Here is a 20945-nt window from a genome sequence, read left to right on the forward strand (position 1 = left end):
CCACTTTATAGTGGGCTTTTATTAAGATTTTGCAGTATAACCACGATAAGCTAAAGGCATAAAAGCCACCAATAAGGCAAGTATAGCCGTAATACTAACATAATAAGCTGGGGCCATTGCATTATGATGTAACCATGCACCAGTAATCATAGGGGTTAGTCCACCAAAAATGGCGTAAGACAAATTATACGCAAAAGATAACCCTGTAAAACGAATAGCTGGTGGGAAAGCTTTAGTACCAACTATGGGAGCGGTAGCGGTGGAACCTGCAAAAAGTCCCATTAGGCCATAGTTAAAAATTAAAGTACTTGTACTCATATCAGTATGTAGTGAACTATAAAAGTAAAAACTAGTGATAATCAGGCCACCCCATACTATTGAAAGAGTTAAGCGAATACCTAATTTATCACATAAATAGCCCCATAAAACACAGCCTAGGGTTAGTGTTAAAGTAGCTACACAGTTAGCCTGTAGTGAGGTAGTACGATCAATGTGATACATACCCTCTAAAATAATAGAAGGCGTCATTAATATCGTCACTACAATGGTGGTAGAAAGTGCCCATGTTAATATAGCAGTAATAAAACAGGCTGTTTTATGTTGTTTGATAACAGTAAGAATAGGTAACTGAGTGGCTAATGCTTGTTTTGCTGCCATTTCTTTAAAAACAGGCGTTTCTTCTAAAAATCGACGTAAATAAACAGAAATAAAACCAAAGATGCCACCCAACAAAAAGGGGATACGCCAAGCATATTCTTTGACTTCAGCATCAGAAAAATTTTGTTGAATAATAATGGCTACAATTGAACCTAAAAATATTCCACCCGTGATACCTGAAGTAAGTGTACCAACACCCAGTCCATAACGTTGTTTGGGGGTATGTTCAGCAATAAAAACCCATGCTCCCGGCATTTCTCCACCGATGGCAGCACCTTGTAAAATACGCATAATCAGCAATAAAAGAGGGGCTAATATACCTATGGTTTCGTAGGTGGGTAAGCAGCCAATCACAAATGTAGGCAGTGCCATTAAGAAAATACTTAAGGTAAACATGCGCTTGCGACCAATTTTATCGCCAAAATGCGCCATTATTATGCCACCAATAGGGCGTGCTAAATAACCCGCAGCAAATACCCCTAGTGTTTGCATTTGAGCAAAAAATTGGTTTTCACTAGGAAAAAATAATTGGGTAAGAATATTGGTAAAAAAGACAAATATCACAAAGTCATAAAATTCTAAGGTGCCACCTAATGAAGAGAGAGCCAGTGTTTTATAATCACTTTTATTAAGAGGGCGGGCATGGGGTTGTCCATTTATAGGAACATTTGCTGTATTTATCATGGTGATCCAATAAGTCTTATATAAATAAATCTATTTATTATATAAATGCTTTTAATTAAAAGGCTAGGAGGAGAATAGATTTTTGTTGTAATTACTTCCATCTATTATTTTTATTAGCTAGTTTTTGATACTCGTAATTATCAATTCCATTCAGTCTAAAAGGTGTTTTATATACTGTAAATTGAACATGTGGTTGTTGTTTCTTTTGATAAGAACGGTATGTTTTATGGGCGCGTATAGTAAAAGATAGTTGAGGATTATTTGGGCTTTGCCATATTTGTTGCCAGTCATTTTCTGAACTAATGGTAAAGGTTATTTTAACAGGGGTTCCTATAAAATAAGGGAGTATATTGGTAACAGACCATGTTAAAAAAATAGTAGCTCCACCGATACAAATCAAAAATATAATAATAACTAAATTGAGCAATTTAAAACGACGTATATGTTTAATTGATAAAAATATAGCAGCAGTCATTGCTATTAAACAAAACCATGTCTGCATATTATTATCTAATAGTATAGTAGGTGGCTTAATAGCTAATGCTATTGCTGCTATCATCATAAAAATAGTGAGGTATGCAATATGATAAACCTCCTTAGCTCTGTCATAAAACACAAGCGCATACATATCTATATTATCTTTTTCATTACTTGTAGGTGGTTGTGATATGTTTATATGTTTGTTAGTTTTATTCATAAATAACGAAAGCCCAATATTAATATTTGAATTAATCAGTTAATAAAATATTCATTACCTGAACGAAATTGATTCTGTTACTAGGTTCGACCAGTGGCATTTAGGTCAAAGGATGTTTTATATACGGTAAACTTAATATGAGATTGTTGTACTTTATTATAAGTGGGGTATTTAGTTGAGATTCTTCTAGTCGAATATAATTGAGTGTCATCTATACTTTGCGATATTTGTTGTAGATTATCATCTGTTATTATTATAAATGTCATTTGATAGGGTGTTCCAATAAGTTGCGTAAGAATATGGGTTACAGAAAGCATTAGAAAAGATGTTGTGCGGCAATAAGCAAACTGGGAGTAACCCTAATATATATTTTTACAATGCATAAGCCAAATTGTAAATAGTATAGCAATAGTGGTCGCTGATATACACCACTATAACTGGCTACTGTTACCTAATAAAACAGTAGATAGAAGTTTGTATTTATGTTTATAGAAGATTTACTCATGTCATAAGATCCATTTCTAAATTACTTAATTAGTTTTTAATTATCACATAAGATATATATTAAATATATACTTGTTAGAATTAGTATATCTACAGGTTTATTATTATAATAGTTATTTTATAGGCTTTATATATTAAAGTTATTTTAAAGGATTATTAATATAAAGTTAATGCTTAAAAAGCAAACGACACAGTACTACCCACTAGCCAATTTCTTTTGGCAGCAGGCTCATAAAAATAACCATTTTTTTCATTAACAATAACAGAACCTACATAACGTCGATTCAGTAAATTATCAATTCTTACAAAGCCATTAATTGTCCAGCGATCACTACTTTTCCATGTATATCCTGTGTAAGCAGAACTAGTGAAGTAGGATGGTGCAGCTTCAGAGTTATCATCTGTTACATAGATTTTACTCATATATTGACCATCTACACCTATATACCAACCTGTTTCTGGTTGCCATGCGATAGCACCATAGAAGGTTTGTTTAGCAACACCTGGAATAGCGTTATTACTTCTAATTGAGGTAGAAATATTATCGCGGTAGTAGGCATCTATCCATGTATAAGATACTTGTGTTTTGATATTTTCAGCAAAGTTGTTATTCCAAGCTAATTCAAAACCATTACGACGTGTTTTGCCACCATTTTTATATGTGGTTCTGCCACCGATACTACCTGCTGTAATAATTTCATCCTTTGTATTGATTTGGAATAGGCTAGCGCTGAGCATGCCACGGGGTAACATTATTTTAGTACCAAGCTCATAATTATCACTAACAGAAGGACTAAGGCTTAAATTTAACCCTGCATTACCATCAGGACGATAAGATAATTCAGTAAAAGTAGGGGTTTCAAAGCCTTTAGCATAAGAAGCATAAAGATTAATATCAGAAGTTATGGCATAGCTTAATGCTGCCATTGGTAATATTCTATGGTAGGTTTTAGAACCACTATCATCACCATTGGATAAATACTTATCATTTGATTTAAAACGAACAGTGCTATAGCGAACCCCTGTATCTAGTTTCCACTTAGAAGCTAATTGCCATGCGCTTTGGATATAAGGGTCAATATTATAAAGTTTATTGTTTTCTTTACGTCGTAATTGGCCTTTTTCTCCATAAATAGGATTGCTAGCAGTGCCTATATAGTTTTCATAACCTTTGCGATTATCTTTCATTAAGTCATAAGAAATACCTGAGATTAAAGTAAAAGGTCGATCAGCTAAACTGAGATGGGATGTCCAGCGTAAATCAACACCACCATAATTACGTTGAAAGTCAATTACACCACCTGCATGACCAGCATTTTGTTGCGCACCAAAGGGTATAGATTGATATTGCACATTATCTCTTACCCCATAATAAAGCATGGCCGATAATTGATTATATTCATTTATATTTTGTTCGTATAAAAAGCCACCTTGGGTTTGTGTGGCTTTTTTACGTGTATCGTATTGTTTTGCTTTATCAGCATTTTTAGGATCATGTTTAAATTGTTGGCGTGTTACACCTAAAGGGTCTTGAGCTTTTAAATTAACACTGTTAAGTACAAAACTAACTTTACGATCAGGGTCTACTTGCCAGCTAAATTTGGCATTTTGTAAGTTTTTCTGAGTATCACTATGGTCTCGATAACCAGTGGTTGAAAAGTGGCTACCACTTAATGTGTAATTAAAACTGCCTGTTTCTGTAGGTGTTGTGCCTGTTCCTTTAACACGATTACGATAGGTGTTAAAACTGCCCATGGCGGTGCTACCTTCAACGGTAGGCCGATCAGAACCATCTTCTGTGAAAATTTGGATGACTCCTCCCGAGGAATTACCATACAATGATGAAAAAGGGCCCTTTAATACTTCAATATGGTCAACACTGCCTAAATCAATATTAGAAATTTGCCCTTGGCCATCAGGCATTGAAGCAGGTATACCGTCCACATAAATACGTGTCCCTCTAACTCCAAAAGCAGAACGTGCGCCAGCACCACGTATAGATAATCGTAAGTCTTGCGCATAGTTATTACGATTCTGTATTTGTACCCCTGCAACACCTTGCAGACTTTCAGATAGATTAACTTGTAGCTTACTATCACGAATATCTTTTCCTTCAATAATATCTACCGAAGCAGGCGTGTCAAACACACTGGTATCAGTACGAGTACTGCTAACTTCTATAGTAGGTAACTGTAAATCATCAGCAGCTACTACATAGTCTATTGGTAAAATAATAGGGCATAGTAGATAAATAAAGGTTTTGTTCTTGTTCCGTAATAATTTTTTCATAACATCCATTAAACTTTAAAATTTAGATCTAATCTCTAAGCCACCTACTACAGCATTGCGGACATGTGTTACGCCGCCAGGATTTTTAACATATTGAAGATTGGGACGCACAGACAGCCATTTAGCTATATCAAATGCATAATAAAGCTCTGTGTTATATTCTGTCCTTTGGATAGGTGTGTAACTGGGGTTGTCATAGCCTATCATGCCATTATTAGCTTGATAAATAGCATTAGCTAGCTGTTGTCCTCGTCTTGCTCTCGATCCAGCATCAATCCTTGTTATCGCTAGCCCTAAGCTGTCTTTTGGGCGAAAGTCAAAAGGCCCTTTATAAATCCCACCAATAAACTGACTGTTGGTAATAACATTGGTATTTCTATCATGCATACTTAAGCCAGCAAATAGCACTAAACCTCTAGAAGTATCTTTGCCGTAAGAGGTAATTTGTTGTTGACCCAATAGCCACCAAGCATGCCTACTACCTCTACTTTTTGGTTGGTTGCCTGTTATTGCTATAGGTGAACCAAATTCATCTTTATAAACATCATCTTGATTAGCAGATGTATAGAAATAACCAGCCCTGTATTCTCCTGGCAAACCATTTTCACCCAGTTTAGGTGTCCAAATAAATTCCATAGGGAATAAGGCACCCCGACCACCGCTGCCATTTAATTTAAAGCCATTACTTTTTTCTAATAAAGAAGGATTTTGTTCAAACGCACCTATTTGGAAAGCAAGTTCAGGTGTGAAGTTATATTTTATGTTAGCCGCCCATTGGCCAATAGGGCCGTTATACCAAGAGTTTGTCCAGTTACCCACTTGTGAACCACAAAAGGCTAAATTTTGAAATTCGCAACCTAAAGCAGCAAAGGTATTAAAATCATCTCCAACCCCATAACGACCTGCTTTAATAATCAAGCGATCAAAGAATTTTTGTTGATACCATAAATGACTAAGGCGAACGGTTTGTCCTCTACCATAAATTTCTTGAGTATTCGAAAATTGTCCTGTTCGAGGATCGGATAGGCGGTCGCCTGATAATGATCTACCATTACGTGATGTTATCATTGTTTGAAATTCAGCGTTGGGTAACCCTAGGATTTTCTCTAAGTCTAAATGGCTTACTAATGTCCACTGATCAGCATAACGTGCAGTACGATCATTATTGTAGCCACCGCCTAAATTGGCAGATGCCTCAGATAAATATTCAAAAGAAAACTGATAACCTTTGGCTTCTAAATCTGAACGAACACCGCCCCAATCTCCTAGCATCCAAGGAGAGTCTATATCAAATGGTTTAGCCTGAGCAATTGGGCTAAAAAGAACAGTATGTAATCCTATTGCGACTAATGTTTTTACTAGGTAATTATTAGTTTTTTGCGGTATAGGTATCATAATGTCCCTTTTAGTATCAATTTAATTTAGTCATTGGTTTCTGGTAAGGCGTAAGCAATAATATAGTCGCTGAGTTTAGAACCAAAAGAACCATGACCACCCACCACTAATACAACATATTGACGACCATCTTTACCTTTGTAAGTCATTGGTGTTGCTTGACCACCAGCAGGTAGCCTTGCTTTCCATAATTCTTTACCGTTTGCAACATTGTAACCACGAATATATTGATCTAGTGTGCCACTCATAAAGGCAACACCACCTGCTGTTGTAATAGGGCCACCCATGGCAGGTACTCCTACTGGGAAAGCCATAGGAATAATGGGTGTACTATCGCGTGAAGTACCATTATGGTGTTTCCAAACAACAGAGTAGTCAGTTAAGCTAATGCCAGCAATATCTCCCCAAGATGGTGCTTGGCAAGGGAAGCCTAATTTAGATAGGAAGGGGTGCATAATGACGGCATAAGGTGCCCCTTTATTAAGTTGTAATCCTTGTCCTTCAGACGCTTTTTTAGCATTATCAGCAAGTTCTGATGCAGGTACAAGTTGTGAAACAAAGGCCATGTAATTAGCAGGTGTAAAAATAAGTTGTCTTTCAGGGTCTATTGCAATGCCCATCCAATTAAATATACCCACATTGCCTGGATAGATAAGGCTACCTTGTAAAGAAGGCGGTGTATATTGTCCTTCATAACGCAATGATTTAAAACCAACCCGACAAACTAATTGATCGAAAGGCGTAGCACCCCACATGTCTTTTTCAGTTAAATTGGGGGGTAATAAGTTAAGTGCTGACCTTGGTTGAGTTTTTGAAACCCAATCACCTTCAACTGCACCTTGTGGTGTTTCGATATCGTGGATAGGAACAATCGGCTCGCCTGTTTTACGATTTAATACATATAAACTACCTTGTTTGGTAGGTTGTATTACCGCAGGTTCAACGCCAAGTTTAGTTTGTAAGTCTATTAATACAGGTTGTGCAGGTACATCCATATCCCATAGATCATGGCGCGTAAATTGATAGTTCCAACGAACTTTACCTGTGTCTATATCTAGCGCTACAATGCCAGCACTGTACTTTTCAGCACCTGCGGTACGATCTGCACCATATTGATCAGGCGTTTGATTACCCATAGGCAGGTAAACCATGCCTAATTTTTCATCAGCACTCATTACAGTCCATACATTAGCTGAGTTGCGAGGGTATATTTCTCCTTCAGCAATAGGTTCTGTTTTGTCAGGTTGAGTACTATCCCAATTCCATACTAGATGACCATCATATATATCAAAGGCTCTAATAACCCCTGATGGTTCATCGATAGACTCATCATCGGTAACGTGAGCGCCTACAATAATTAAATTACGTGTAACAACTGCGGGTGAGGTTGGATAGTAGCCACCTGGAGTAAATGGACCAATATTTTTAGTTAAATCCACAGAACCATCATCACCAAAATCGGTACACATTTCTCCTGTATCGGCATTAAGAGCAATTAAGCGTGCGTCGGCGGTAGGTAAAATAATACGACGTGGACAAGAACTATTTTTAACTTTCTCAACAATAGCGTTATCAATACTGTTCGCAGCGGTTAAATCGTTATCTTCGGTAGTTTCTTGATCTTGTGATAAATAGGTATCAGCATCATAGTAAGAAACACCACGGCAAGTCATATGAGCCCAGCCAGCAAAATTTTCAGCACCTTCTAAACTGATTTGTGGGTCATATTCCCAGCGGGTTTTACCTGTTTCTGGTTCTAAAGCTAAAACTCTGCTATGGGGAGTACAAGCATAAAGCAGGCCATTAACTTTTAATGGTGTATTTTCATTAGTAATTTCTACAGGATCTCCTGTAGTAGGCTTATCACCTGTTTGAATACGCCATACTTCTTGTAAATGATGAATATTCTCAGGTGTGATTTGATCAAGAGAAGAGTAGTGTAGACCCGCGTTAGTACCACCATAAGCTATCCAATCATCACTTGCCACCTGGTCAGGGTTAATATAGTTTGCTTTTGGGTTATCTATTACACCTGTAATAGTGGTTTTAGGGTCGGTAAAAAGTGGTGCTATGATAGTAATGGCGCTAAACACTACCGCGATACTAAGTAAAATAGGTAATTTAGGTTTTTTAGTATTTATCTGTAAGGGTTTCCACCACCATGGCAATAACAGTACTACCCCTAGTACAAACCACACCCATAAACGTGGTACGACCAATTGCCACCAGTCTAAACCTACTTCCCACAATCCCCAGCAAGTAGAACCTAGTAAAAATAAAGCAAATAAGATAAGGGCTTCTTCATGATTAAGCGCAATTAAAATACCCGTAGCAATTAACGTAATACCTGCAATTAGATAATAGTAAGAGCCACCTAATGAGACAAGGTCGATACCACCGATGGACAAAAATAATCCCATCAGAATGAAGATTATCCCTGTGGCTATCAGTAATTTATTTTTGCTAAACATTTATTAACCTTCATAAGTTAGTTTGATTTTCTGAAAGGGGGAAAATGATAAATTCAATTTATACTGTAATGATGCTCAGAAATTGAAGGTATTTAAGCGTGTTATTAAAAAACAGTAAATTAACAATAAGTAGCAATTAAAATTTGATTATGCTAGAGAACTTTATCATTGTTTTGCTGTATCTATTTGGGCAATAAAAAGCCAGTTTATCACTGGCTTTTCAACTAAAATGAAAATGATTTATATCTTATTAGGGTCATACTCAAATTTAAGAATAGAACCTGGATTAGCTAATTTTTCAGTAGGCCTACCATTTTCATCTAAAACGGAACCTGTGGAATCTGTAGCAATATAGATTGTTTTTCCATCTGGACTTACTCTTGCTACCCTGTAACGATTAATAGTATGGAAATAAACCTTAATATCTCCTTGGGGTTGAGCTTTGTCCTGACTAAGAGGCAGTTTATATAAAGTACCATTTTTTAAAGAGGTAACTAATAAGCTGTTTTGCCAACTTGTAATAGCTCCTTTAGTGGGATAGTAAGTAATACTGGCTGGCGCTATGGTTGGCCAGCATAAATAAGGTTCACTACTACAATTACCATCGGTAAAGTTATAGCCATCACGCACCGTATAGAAAGTTTTAACAGGCGGTACAAAGTTATCTGCGTGCCATGCACTTTCTTTTTGCGTAGGTACTCCATCTGGAATTACATTAGGATCGTATTTGATATTTTCACAATCATCTGCTTTAGACCAGTTAGCATAAACGTAGGCGTTATCATCTTGGAAGCCAGCAACATGTGGCCAACCATAATTACCACCTGCTTTTAATAAATTAATTTCGTCGTCACTGGAAGGGCCTTGTTCACTTGAATAAAGGTATTGATCTACAAATACCAGTCCTTGTGGATTTCTATGGCCATAAGTGAAAATATGGCTCTTTACTCCATTAATCTTAGGGTTATCGTCTGGAATGCTGCCATCTGGGTTAATACGAAAAACTTTACCCAAATAGTTTTTATAATCTTTATTTTTTATTTCTGCCACGCTGGGAATGTTTTGTGCAGCTATAGGCTTACAATAGTTACCCCATTGGTTATGGCCTAATTCTCCTTTAGATAAATAGAGCTTACCATCAGGGCCAAATAACAGACGGCCACCTTGATGATCATTACCTGCTGGTATACCTTCAATAATGGTATGGGGATTAATTAATTGTTCTTTATTAGCGTTCCAATCTAAACGCACAACTTTCTCTAACTCATCACCTTTATCATTTTTATAGGTATAGGCAACATATACTTGCCCTTTGTTAGCTGTCATATCAGGAGAAAAGGCCATGCCTAAAATACCTTCATGCTGTGGTCCAACAAATACTTCATCGATAGTGGCGGCTACTTTTTTAGCACCTGTTTGGGGATCAACACGAGTAATACGTTTACCATGACGTTCGGTTACCCATAACATATTGTCATGACCCCATAACATTTCCCAAGGTTCATCTAAATTAGTTGTTAACACTGTTCCTTTAAATGGTTCGGCAGTTGCTATGGTTGCTTTCTCAGCACTCCATGCGAATGGACTACAAGTTAGAACAATTGCAGCAGAAATGCCTATAACAGTATTCTTTTTCATAAGATATTCTCTTGTTTAGGTAGTTATACCCTAACAAAATATATAAAGCAGAAACTGCAAACAATTATCAATTGGGTTGATAGCCATGCCATGAAATATTAGTTTTATTTAAATTGCTTCATTATCAAACCCAGTAAAAGTTGTGAAATTAGTAACGGGTTCACGTTCAGTTATTAACTGGTTTTCAGGAGCATTACTGTCCTCATAACCTAACGCCATTCCACATACCAAAATATCATCTTCTGCTATGGGTATATAAGGACGAATAGCTTGATGAAAATTAGCAAAGGCTGCTTGAATACATGTATCTAACCCATAACCTTTCGCAGTTAATACAATATTTTCAATAAATATACCTAGATCAAGATAGCTGCCTGTAGCCATACGCTTATTAAGGCTAAAAAATAACCCAATGGGTGCATCAAAAAATATGAAATTACGTAACATTTGTTGATTGCGTGCTTGTGTATCTTCACGTTTAATGCCCAATGTATCATAAAGGGCATAACCCACTTGGCGGCGGCGGGTTTTATAGGGCTCAAACCAATCTTCTGGATAGTATTGGTATTGAGGGCTAGCTTCTCCCTGTTTGGCAGCAGTAAGTATTGATTGGCTGATTTGTTGTTTAACTTTTCCAGTCACAACATGCACATGCCATGGTTGAATATTACTACCGCTGGGTGCGCGGCTGGCAATTTGTAATATATGTTTTATGGTTTCTTGAGCAACCTGTTTTGGCAGAAAACGCCTAACTGATTTTCTGCTTAGAATAGCGTCATGAACATGCATAAAAACTCCTTATTATTTGGATAGTAGAGTAGCGTGTGTATTTATTGTTTTACCCAGTGAGGAGAGCGTTTCTCTAAAAAGGCATGTAATCCTTCTTGTCCTTCTTTACTTACTCGAATTTTAGCGATGGCTTCTTCTGTATAACGTCTTAATTCAGGTGTAATTTCAGCCGTACCAATTTCTGCAAAAAGTTGTTTGCTTGCTACTTGGGCTGCAGGGCTATTTTGTAAGAGCTGAGTAATCCATTTTTCGGTGAGTGTTGAAAGTTCTTCAGCAGGACAAGATTGCTGGAGTAGTCCTAATTCAGTTGCGCGTTTACCGTTAAAACGTTTTGCGGTTAAGGAGTAGCTAAGAGCCGCTCTTTTTCCCATGCAACGTATAATAAAGGGGCTCATAGTAGCAGGGATTAAGCCAATGCGCACTTCAGAAAGGCAAAAGCTAGCATTATCTGCGCCAATTGCCATATCACAACAAGCAACAAGACCTACTGCACCACCAAAGGCAGCACCTTGAACAACCGCTAAGGTTGGTTTTGGTAAGTGATAGAGTTGATAGAACAATTCTGATAGTAGTTGGGCATCTTTTAAGTTACCTGTTAAATCCAGATTAATAGACTCTTGCATCCACTTTAAATCACCACCACTGCAAAAGTGTTTTCCTTTGCTACGTATTACTAACAATCTAACCTTTGGATCAGAAGAAACTTGTTTAAATGCTGTGGTTAATTCATTAATAAAATCTGCATTGAGGGCATTATTTCGTTCTGGTCTATTTAACCAGAGTGTTGCTACATTACGATTATCTATTTCTAATTGTAGGTAGTTAAATGCTGTCATTATTTTCTCCTTCATCTTCAGTTGCTGAAGATGAGTATATTATTAATACTTACTACTATTTGTTCTATTATGTTATTAAGGTTAATAAGAGTAATGCTAAGTTTAGGGCTTGTAACTATTTTTATACAATACTCAACAGTCGTAATCTACTAGATAACTAATATAACTGTTTATTTATTTTATGTAGAGGTTTGAATAATACAACCATCACTTATTTCTAAAATATGCTCACCGAATAACTCAACATCATCTATATCGTGGGTAATAAGAATAATAGGAATATCAAGCTGTTGTTGCAGTTCATTTATTTCATTTCGTATTTTTTTACGTAAAGCGTGGTCTAGTGCTGAGAATGGTTCATCTAATAACAAAACACTAGGATTAGTAACTAAGGCTCTAGCCATCGCTGTACGTTGTTGTTGTCCGCCAGAAAGCTGATAAGGATAATGATTAGCTAATGCAGATAGTTCAAGTGTTTCTATCCACTTAGTGACTTCTGGAAAATGGGTGCGACGGCTCGGGTTTAATATACCTTTTGTTAGTGAAAAGGCGATATTTTGTTGCACGGTTAAATGAGGAAATAAACTAAAGTTTTGAAATAGATAAGCCAGATTACGCTGTTGTGGTTTAAGGTTAATATTTTGCTTAGAATCAAATAAAATTTTTTCTGTGAGTTTGATTTGACCACTATCTGGTGTTATTAAGCCTGCTATGCTTTTTAGTATCATGGTTTTACCTGCGCCAGAGGGACCAAAAATCACTATACGCTTACTATTAGAGGTAAATTTTACATCCAAGGTAAAGGTATGAGTAGCAGACTTTAATGTCTTCTGAATATCAAGTTCAAGTTGCATAGCGTATTAGTAAGTTACTTTATTGGCTGTTAAACGTTTAGCGAGTAATAATACTACAATACAGACAATAGAAGTAATAATGACGAGTGTATTAGCGATAGCGTCTTGTCCTGCTTGAACAGCTTCGTAGATAGCCACTGATAAGGTTTGTGTCTTACCAGGAATACTCCCAGCAACCATTAAAGTAGCACCAAACTCGCCCAAAGCTCGGGCAAAGGCTAATAATACTCCTGCTAGAATGCCGCGCCATGCTAAAGGCAAGGTTACTCGAAAGAAAATAGCTAATTCAGAAATACCTAATACCCTTGCTGTTTGCTCATATTGTTGATCAATACTTTCAAAGGCTGCCCTAGCAGGTTTAAATATTAACGGAAAGGTAACCACTACTGAAGCAATGACAGCACCTTGCCAAGTGAAGATTAAATTAATATCAAAAACATCTTTCAACCATTGACCAATCCAGCCATTTCTACCTAATAACACCAGTAGATAATAACCTAGCACAGTAGGGGGCATTACCATCGGTAAGGTAAGGATAGTATCTAATAACTCTCTGCCATAAAAGCGTGTACGGGCAAGGATATAGCCCACTGATATTCCCAGTATTAAATTAATGAAGATAGCCCAGCCTGCAACCTTTAAGGAAAGAAAGAGAGCTGACCACGCTATATCCATAATAATTCACTAATTGCCGATAGAAGAGAAACCATATTTAGCCAATATTTGTTGGCCTTCTGTTGATAATACAAACTCAATAAAGTTATTAGCTACTTGATTATGCTTGCTATCTTTTATTTGTGCAATAGGGTAAGTAATAGGAGTGTTTAAAGAGGCTGTTAATAATATTTTTACTTTATCTTGCATAATGGCAACATCGCTACCATACACAAAGCCAACATCAACTTCATCTCGGGCTACATAATCTAATGCTTGGCGGACATTTTGCGTATAAATAAATTTATCTTTTAAAGCTTGCCATTGCCCAGTCTGTTCTAATGCTTCTTGAGTATAGCGTCCTGCTGGTACATTAGCAGGATTACCAACTGCGATACGTTTTACAGTATCTAGGTTAAGATCTGTAAGTTGTTTAATGGTTAATGAGCTTACAAGTGGAGAGATTAATACTAAGGTATTTTTGGTAAAGTCTTTACGGCTTTCAGTATTAATTAATTGTTGTTTTTCAGCCTGATCCATTGTTTCTTGGTCAGCAGAAGCAAATACATCAACAGGAGCACCTTTCGCTATTTGTTGAAGTAGAGTACCTGAGGCTGCAAAATTAAAAAGAATTTGGTCTTCAGGGTAGTTCTTTTCAAATTGAGTAGCAATTTCCTTAAACGCGTTATTTAAGCTAGCTGCTGCGGATACAACAATTTCTGCAGCTTGCACAATTGAAGCGAACGATAAACCAATCACACTAGCCATTAACTGTTTTATTAAGTTTTTGCTAATCATAATGAAATCCGTTTGAATTAAAAAAAGTACCCACCTAACAAGGAAGGATGGGTACTGAGTGAAATACTAAGAACGAGGACGTACTAGTTGCCATGCACGTGTTATATATGTAACAGCAGCAAAGCCACTAAAGACATGAACAAGTCTTGTAAAAGGGAAAATAACAAATAATCCCATTCCCATAAATATATGTAATTTGAAGATGATAGAAGCTTCAGCGATAAAGCTAGCTGCATCACCACGGAAAGTTACAATATGTTGTGCCCAAGTCATTAAAAGCACCATTTCATGACCATCTAAGTGTTGCGAGGATACAACAATAGTACATAGGCCAAGTAATAAGGTAATTAATAACCAAATTAACACTAATTTATCACGCCACGTACTATTGGCTAATAAGCGATCACAGGTAAAGCGACGATGAATTAGGATGACTAATCCTACTAAACACATAACACCCATTATACCACCAGCAGTCATGGCTACTACTTGTTTGAATGAGTGGCTGATGCCAAAGGTATCCCATACAACTACAGGTGTTAGTAAGCCTACTAGATGACCAAAGAAAAGGCCTAAAATACCCACATGGAATAAGATATTACCTAAACGCAATTGACCTGCGTAAAGTAATTGGCTTGATTCACTTTTCCAAGTGTATTGTTCGCGTTCAAAACGAACTAAACAACCTACAATAAAAATACTCATGGCAATATATGGATAGATTCCAAATACAAACTTATCGATATAATTCATTTTGCTTGCCTCTCTAAAGTAGTACTGGCCATACAGGTGTTGGAGCTGTTTATTTGTAAAAGCGGCTCTATACCTTCAGGATTAGGGCCGAATTTTTCTAAAGCTTCATCCATATCCCGTATGGGAGGTGTGGTTAAAGGTTTTGGTTTGACAGGTGAAAGTGATTCTAACACTTGAAAAATACCAGCATACACAGAGTTGTCAGCAGCTAGTTTATTACCAAGATGACTGATAACATCAATAGCTTCACCTAATAGGGCTGTTGCTTTATCTTCATCACAAATAGTTAGAAACTCTAGAAATAATGGTAAATAATCAGGCAGTTCATCTGAAACTAGTTCAAAGCCTGCCGCTTTATATTCTTCCATTAAATCTACCATAGCTTGACCACGAATGCGGTCTTCGCCATGGATATGTTCAAACAAATGCAAAGAATGAGTAGGGGTACGATCAAAAGTTTGTACGTAGTTCTCTTGCAAGGTGATAAGGTCAGTTGTTGTTAACTCAGTTAGCAAGGGCGTTAACTGATGAGTAGCTACTTTCTCATCTGCCAGTAGTTGCTTGATAGTAGGAATACTATCAAGCAAATCCTGTTCAGGATAACAAAGTAATACGGAGATTATTTTGTAAATTGCCATTAGCTATTACTCTCCTTATTTCTATTGGCCTCACGATCTTGCATAGCATCACTAAAGATAATAGGGGAGGCTTTTTTCCTGCCAAATAAGCTAGGTTTACTAACACCATCTGAACAACCATTACCAAAGGTAAAGCCACAAGAACTCTTGTCGTTAAATGCGGCTTCAACCATTTCTTTATGGGAAGTAGGAATAACAAATCTATCCTCATAATTGGCAATAGCCATGATTTGGTACATTTCATCTACTTGGCTAGGCGATAAATGGGTATTTTTTAAAGTAGCTTCATCAGCTTGTTTATCAACAGATTTACTACGCATATAACGACGCATTGCAATCATTGTTTCTAGTGCTTTTAAAACAGGTTCTTCTTTACCCGCTGTTAATAAGTTAGCTAAATAACGTAAAGGAATACGTAAATCTTTAACATCAGGGATAATACCGTTTTCACCAATTAAGCCATTCTCTAAGGCTGATTGAATAGGCGATAAAGGTGGGATATACCAAACCATTGGTAAGGTGCGGTATTCTGGGTGAAGAGGGAATGCAACTTTCCATTCCATTGCCATTTTATAAACAGGTGATTTCTTCGCTGCATCTAACCAGCTTTGAGGAATACCTTGTTTTTGTGCTTCAGCAATCACTACTGGGTCATTAGGGTTTAAAAATATACCTAATTGAGCATCATAAAGATCGTGAGTATTTTCTACAGAAGCGGCTTGTTCAATTTTGTCGGCATCGTATAGCATTACACCAAGGTAACGAATACGACCTACACAGGTTTCAGAACATACTGTTGGTTGACCACCTTCAATACGTGGGTAACAGAAAGTACATTTTTCTGCTTTACCTGATGTCCAGTTATAGTAAATCTTTTTATATGGACAACCAGAAATACACATTCTCCAACCACGACATTTATCTTGGTCAATAAGTACAATACCATCATCTTCACGTTTATAAATAGAACCAGATGGACAACTTGCTATACAAGTTGGGTTTAAACAGTGTTCACATAAACGTGGTAAATACATCATAAAGGTATTTTCAAACGTAGAGTGAATCTCTTTTTGAATACCTTCAAATAACATATCTTTGGCACGCTTCTTAAATTCACCGCCTAAGTCATCTTCCCAGTTTGGACCCCATTCGATTTTGTCCATTTTCTTGCCTGTTAAAACAGAGACAGGGCGGGCAGTAGGTGGGGTTTTTACATCAGGGGCATTTTGTAAACGCTCATAATCATAAGTAAAAGGCTCGTAATACTCATCGATTTGCGGTAAGTTAGGGTTAGCAAAAATATTACCCAATATCTTTAATTTACCACCTTGTTTAGGCTGTAATTTACCACCAGTGAGTACCCAACCACCGTTATATTTTTCTTGGTTTTCCCACTCTTTAGGAAAACCAATACCTGGTTTAGTTTCTACGTTGTTAAACCATGCATATTCCACACCATCACGGCTGGTCCATACGTTTTTACAAGTTACGGAACAGGTGTGACAACCGATACATTTATCAAGGTTTAACACCATGCCGATTTGTGCTCTAATTTTCATCAGCTAATCCTCTTCTCTTATAACTCGACTTTAGGTTGTTGTACGGTATCGGCTTGTTCTAACCAATCAACTTTCTTCATTTTTCTAACCACTACAAACTCATCACGGTTTGAGCCTACTGTACCGTAGTAGTTAAAGCCATAAGCAAGTTGCGCATAACCACCGATCATATGGGTTGGTTTAAGTACTGTACGAGTTACTGAGTTATGGATACCTCCACGTTTACCAGAAACTTCTGCACCTGGAACATTGACGATTTTTTCTTGGGCGTGATACATAAGTGTCATACCTTCAGGTACACGTTGGCTTACAATCGCACGAGCGGTCAATGTACCGTTTAGATTAAAGACTTCAATCCAGTCATTATCAACAATACCCGCTTTTTGAGCATCTATTTCAGATATCCAAACATGTGGACCACCACGTGATAGCGTAAGCATTCTAATGTTGTCTGAATAAGTACTATGGATACCCCATTTTTGGTGAGGTGTAATAAAGTTAAGGACAACTTCTGGATTACCATTACTGTGTTGACCTAACACTTTCTTAGTGGTTTTTAAATCCACAGCAGGTTTATAAACACAAAGCTCTTCACCAAAACTACGCATCCATTGATGATCTTGATAGAACTGCTGACGACCAGTAATAGTACGCCATGGGATAAACTCATGAACGTTGGTATAACCAGCGTTATAGCTTACCTCTTCACTTTCTAAACCTGACCATGTAGGAGAGGAGATAATTTTGCGAGGCTGTGCTTGAATATCTCTAAAACGAATGCTGTCATGCTCACGAGGTTTAGCAAGGTGAGTGTGATCAAGCCCGGTAATTTTAGAGAGGGCATCCCATGCTTTAACGGCAATATGACCATTCGTTTCTGGCGCTAAGGTTAAAATCATTTCAGCTGCATCAATAGCTGTTTCTAATTTAGGTTGGCCTTGTGCTACACCTTCTTGAACTACTTTATTGAGACCGCGCAAGATATCAACTTCATGTTTAGTATCCCAGCTAATACCTTTACCACCATTACCTATTTTTTCTAGTAATGGGCCAATAGAAGTATATTTCTGATAAATAGCACCATAATCACGTTCAACCACCGTCATAGCTGGCATTGTTTTGCCTGGAATTGGCTCACATTCCCCATGTTTCCAGTCTTTAACATCGAATGGCTGGCCTAACTCTTGCGGTGAATCATGCATTAAAGGAGTTAACACTAAGTCTTTTTGTACACCTAAATAATCTTTACCAAGTTCAGAAAATTTCTTAGCAATACCTTTATAAATTTCCCAGTCACTTTTGCTTTGCCATAAAGGTTGCACAGCTTCGCTTAATGGATGAATAAAAGGATGCATATCAGAAGTATTTAAGTCATCTTTTTCATACCAAGTAGCAGTCGGTAATACAATATCACCGTATAGACAAGTAGTAGACATACGGAAGTCAAGTACCACTAATAAGTCTAATTTACCTTCCACAGCAGGACGAACAGTAATTTCGGTAGGTTTAATACAGTTTTCTTCTTCAGAAATAACCGCGTTTTGAGTACCTAGTAAATATTTTAGGAAATATTCATGGCCTTTACCTGAAGAACCTAAAATATTAGAACGCCATACAAACATATTACGTGGGAAGTTAGCAGGATTGTCTGGATCATTACATGACATATCTAAAGAGCCATTTTTTAATCCATTTACTGCATATTGAATAGGATCTTCACCATTTGCATTAGCATGTTTAGTTACTTCTAGTGGGTTAGTGGCTAATTGTGGTGCAGAAGGTAACCAACCCATACGTTCAGCTTTAGCATTGTAATCAATTAAAGCCATCTTGGTGAGTTCGTTGCTGGCAGTAGGTGCAACGATTTCATTAGCACCTAATTTTTCATGACGCCATTGGCTAGTGTGAGCGTAGAAGAAAGATGTACCATTCATTTGACGAGATGGACGATGCCAATCTAAACCAAAGGCTAGGGGAGTCCAACCAGTTTGTGGGCGTAGTTTTTCTTGTCCTACATAGTGAGCCCAACCGCCACCACTTTGTCCAATACAACCACACATCATTAGCATATTGATAATACCACGATAGGTCATATCCATGTGATACCAGTGGTTTAATGCAGCCCCCACAATTACCATGCTCTTACCATGAGTTTTGTCAGCATTCTCAGCAAACTCACGAGCTACTTGAATAACCATTTCTGGTTTAACACCCGTATGTTTTTGCTGCCATTTTGGTGTATATGGCACATCATCCATATAGTCTTTAGCAACATTGCCACCACCTAAACCACGATCAATACCATAGTTAGCTACTGATAAATCAAATACAGTAGTCACTAATGCTTGACTACCATCTGCTAAGGTAATGGTTTTAGTGGGAACATTGCGAACGATTTGCTCGCTGTGTTCATCGCCAGCAAAATAGCTAAAAGCAACGGGTGTAGCTTGATCATACTTATTAAGTAAAGATAGTTGTGCTTTAATTTCACGACCTTTACTATCTTGTTCTTGTAGGTTCCATTTGCCTGATTGTCCCCAACGGAAACCTACAGAACCTTTAGGTGCAACAATATCACCTGTATTTTCATCAATAACTAATGTTTTCCATTCAGGATTATTTTCTTCATCTAAATTATTAGCTAAGTGACTAGCACGTAAGAAGTAGTCTGGTACATATTTTCCATCTTGCTCTTTTAACATGACTAACATAGGCATATCAGTATATTGACGACAGTAATCTGTGAAATATGCAGAAGGATTATCCAGATGGAATTCTTTTAAAATTACATGGCCCATTGCCATTGCTAAGGCGGCATCAGTACCTTGTTTAGGTGCTAACCAAATATCACCGAACTTGGCCATTTCACCAAAATCTGAGGAAACCGCTACGGTTTTAGTACCTTTATAACGTACTTCTGTGTAAAAGTGCGCATCTGGCGTACGGGTCATGGGTACGTTAGAACCCCATACCATCAAATAAGTAGAGTTATACCAGTCTGCTGATTCAGCTACATCGGTTTGTTCACCCCAAACTTGAGGACTTGCTGGAGGTAAATCACAATACCAATCATAGAAAGAGAGCGGTACACCACCAATTAATGATAAGTAGCGTGAACCTGCTGCATAACTTACCATTGACATAGCAGGAATAGGCGAGAAGCCAATAACACGGTCAGGTCCAAAGTTTTTTACAGTGAAATTATTAGCCGCTGCAATGATCTCATTTACCTCGTCCCAGTTAGAGCGGACAAAGCCACCTAAACCACGACGTGATTTATAAGATTTTGCTAGTTCTGGAGTTTGGCTAATATATTCCCATGCAGCAATAGGATCTCTCGTTTTACGAGCTTCTCGCCATAACTTGGCCATTTGTCCACGTAACATAGGGTATTTAACCCGTTGTGCAGAGTATACATACCAACTATAAGAGGCACCACGTGGACAACCACGAGGTTCATGATTGGGTAAGTCTGGGCGTGTACGAGGGTAGTCAGTTTGCTGAGTTTCCCAAGTAATTAAGCCATTTTTAACATAAACTTTCCAGCTACAAGAACCTGTACAGTTTACCCCATGTGTTGAGCGAACAATTTTGTCATGTTGCCACCGTTGCCGATAAGCGTCTTCCCACTTTCTATCTTCTTCAACTACAGCTCCATGGCCATTAGAGAAGGTGCTTTTTACCTTCCCAAAGAAGTTCAAACGATCTAGTAAATGGCTCATAATATCT

The 20945-nt window shown here is 37.4% G+C and carries 15 protein-coding genes; all 15 read right to left on the reverse strand.

The annotated features are described in order from the left end of the window. Positions 1–21: 21 nt before the first annotated feature. Entirely contained in the window at positions 22–1341 is a 1320-nt protein-coding gene (locus JHT90_RS05805) for an MFS transporter (protein ID WP_201095130.1), read from the reverse strand. 91 nt (positions 1342–1432) lie between these two features. Further along, the gene (locus tag JHT90_RS05810; RefSeq protein WP_201095133.1) at positions 1433–2038 is read right to left on the reverse strand and encodes a hypothetical protein; all 606 of its coding nucleotides are present in this window, start codon (positions 2036–2038) and stop codon (positions 1433–1435) included. Between the two features lie 678 nt (positions 2039–2716). Beyond that, a complete protein-coding gene (locus JHT90_RS05815) occupies positions 2717–4831 on the reverse strand; it encodes a TonB-dependent receptor (RefSeq protein WP_201095135.1) in 2115 nt (704 codons plus the stop codon). 15 nt (positions 4832–4846) lie between these two features. Beyond that, positions 4847–6226, reverse strand: a complete 1380-nt coding sequence (locus JHT90_RS05820; protein WP_201095142.1) for a carbohydrate porin — start codon at positions 6224–6226, stop codon at positions 4847–4849. Positions 6227–6252: 26 nt separating this feature from the next. Then, complete coding sequence (locus JHT90_RS05825; protein WP_201095143.1) at positions 6253–8697, reverse strand: glucose/quinate/shikimate family membrane-bound PQQ-dependent dehydrogenase; 2445 nt, start codon at positions 8695–8697, stop codon at positions 6253–6255. Between the two features lie 240 nt (positions 8698–8937). Beyond that, positions 8938–10335: a glucose/sorbosone family PQQ-dependent dehydrogenase gene (locus JHT90_RS05830; protein WP_201095144.1), complete on the reverse strand. Its 1398-nt coding sequence runs from the start codon at positions 10333–10335 to the stop codon at positions 8938–8940. A 108-nt stretch (positions 10336–10443) separates the two neighbouring features. Next, positions 10444–11124, reverse strand: a complete 681-nt coding sequence (locus JHT90_RS05835; RefSeq protein WP_201095145.1) for a nitroreductase — start codon at positions 11122–11124, stop codon at positions 10444–10446. A 41-nt stretch (positions 11125–11165) separates the two neighbouring features. Next, entirely contained in the window at positions 11166–11960 is a 795-nt protein-coding gene (locus tag JHT90_RS05840; protein ID WP_201095146.1) for an enoyl-CoA hydratase-related protein, read from the reverse strand. Positions 11961–12139: 179 nt separating this feature from the next. Then, positions 12140–12814 carry an ATP-binding cassette domain-containing protein gene (locus JHT90_RS05845; protein ID WP_201095151.1) on the reverse strand — a complete coding sequence of 225 codons (675 nt, stop codon included), beginning with the start codon at positions 12812–12814 and terminating at the stop codon, positions 12140–12142. Positions 12815–12820: 6 nt separating this feature from the next. Continuing rightward, a complete protein-coding gene (gene modB / locus JHT90_RS05850; protein WP_201095162.1) occupies positions 12821–13489 on the reverse strand; it encodes a molybdate ABC transporter permease subunit in 669 nt (222 codons plus the stop codon). A gap of 9 nt (positions 13490–13498) precedes the next feature. Then, positions 13499–14266 (reverse strand): molybdate ABC transporter substrate-binding protein, encoded by a 768-nt coding sequence (modA, locus tag JHT90_RS05855; protein ID WP_201095164.1) that lies wholly within the window; start codon positions 14264–14266, stop codon positions 13499–13501. Between the two features lie 66 nt (positions 14267–14332). Next, complete coding sequence (gene narI, locus JHT90_RS05860; RefSeq protein WP_201095166.1) at positions 14333–15019, reverse strand: respiratory nitrate reductase subunit gamma; 687 nt, start codon at positions 15017–15019, stop codon at positions 14333–14335. Next, the gene (gene narJ, locus JHT90_RS05865) at positions 15016–15657 is read right to left on the reverse strand and encodes a nitrate reductase molybdenum cofactor assembly chaperone (protein WP_201095167.1); all 642 of its coding nucleotides are present in this window, start codon (positions 15655–15657) and stop codon (positions 15016–15018) included. The genes narI and narJ overlap by 4 nt, the downstream gene beginning before the upstream one ends. Then, positions 15657–17216, reverse strand: a complete 1560-nt coding sequence (gene narH / locus JHT90_RS05870; protein WP_201095169.1) for a nitrate reductase subunit beta — start codon at positions 17214–17216, stop codon at positions 15657–15659. The genes narJ and narH overlap by 1 nt, the downstream gene beginning before the upstream one ends. Before the next feature lie 17 nt (positions 17217–17233). After that, positions 17234–20938 carry a nitrate reductase subunit alpha gene (locus tag JHT90_RS05875; RefSeq protein WP_201095171.1) on the reverse strand — a complete coding sequence of 1235 codons (3705 nt, stop codon included), beginning with the start codon at positions 20936–20938 and terminating at the stop codon, positions 17234–17236. Positions 20939–20945 lie beyond the last annotated feature (7 nt).

Source organism: Entomomonas asaccharolytica (assembly GCF_016653615.1).
GTDB classification, from domain to species: Bacteria; Pseudomonadota; Gammaproteobacteria; order Pseudomonadales; family Pseudomonadaceae; genus Entomomonas; species Entomomonas asaccharolytica.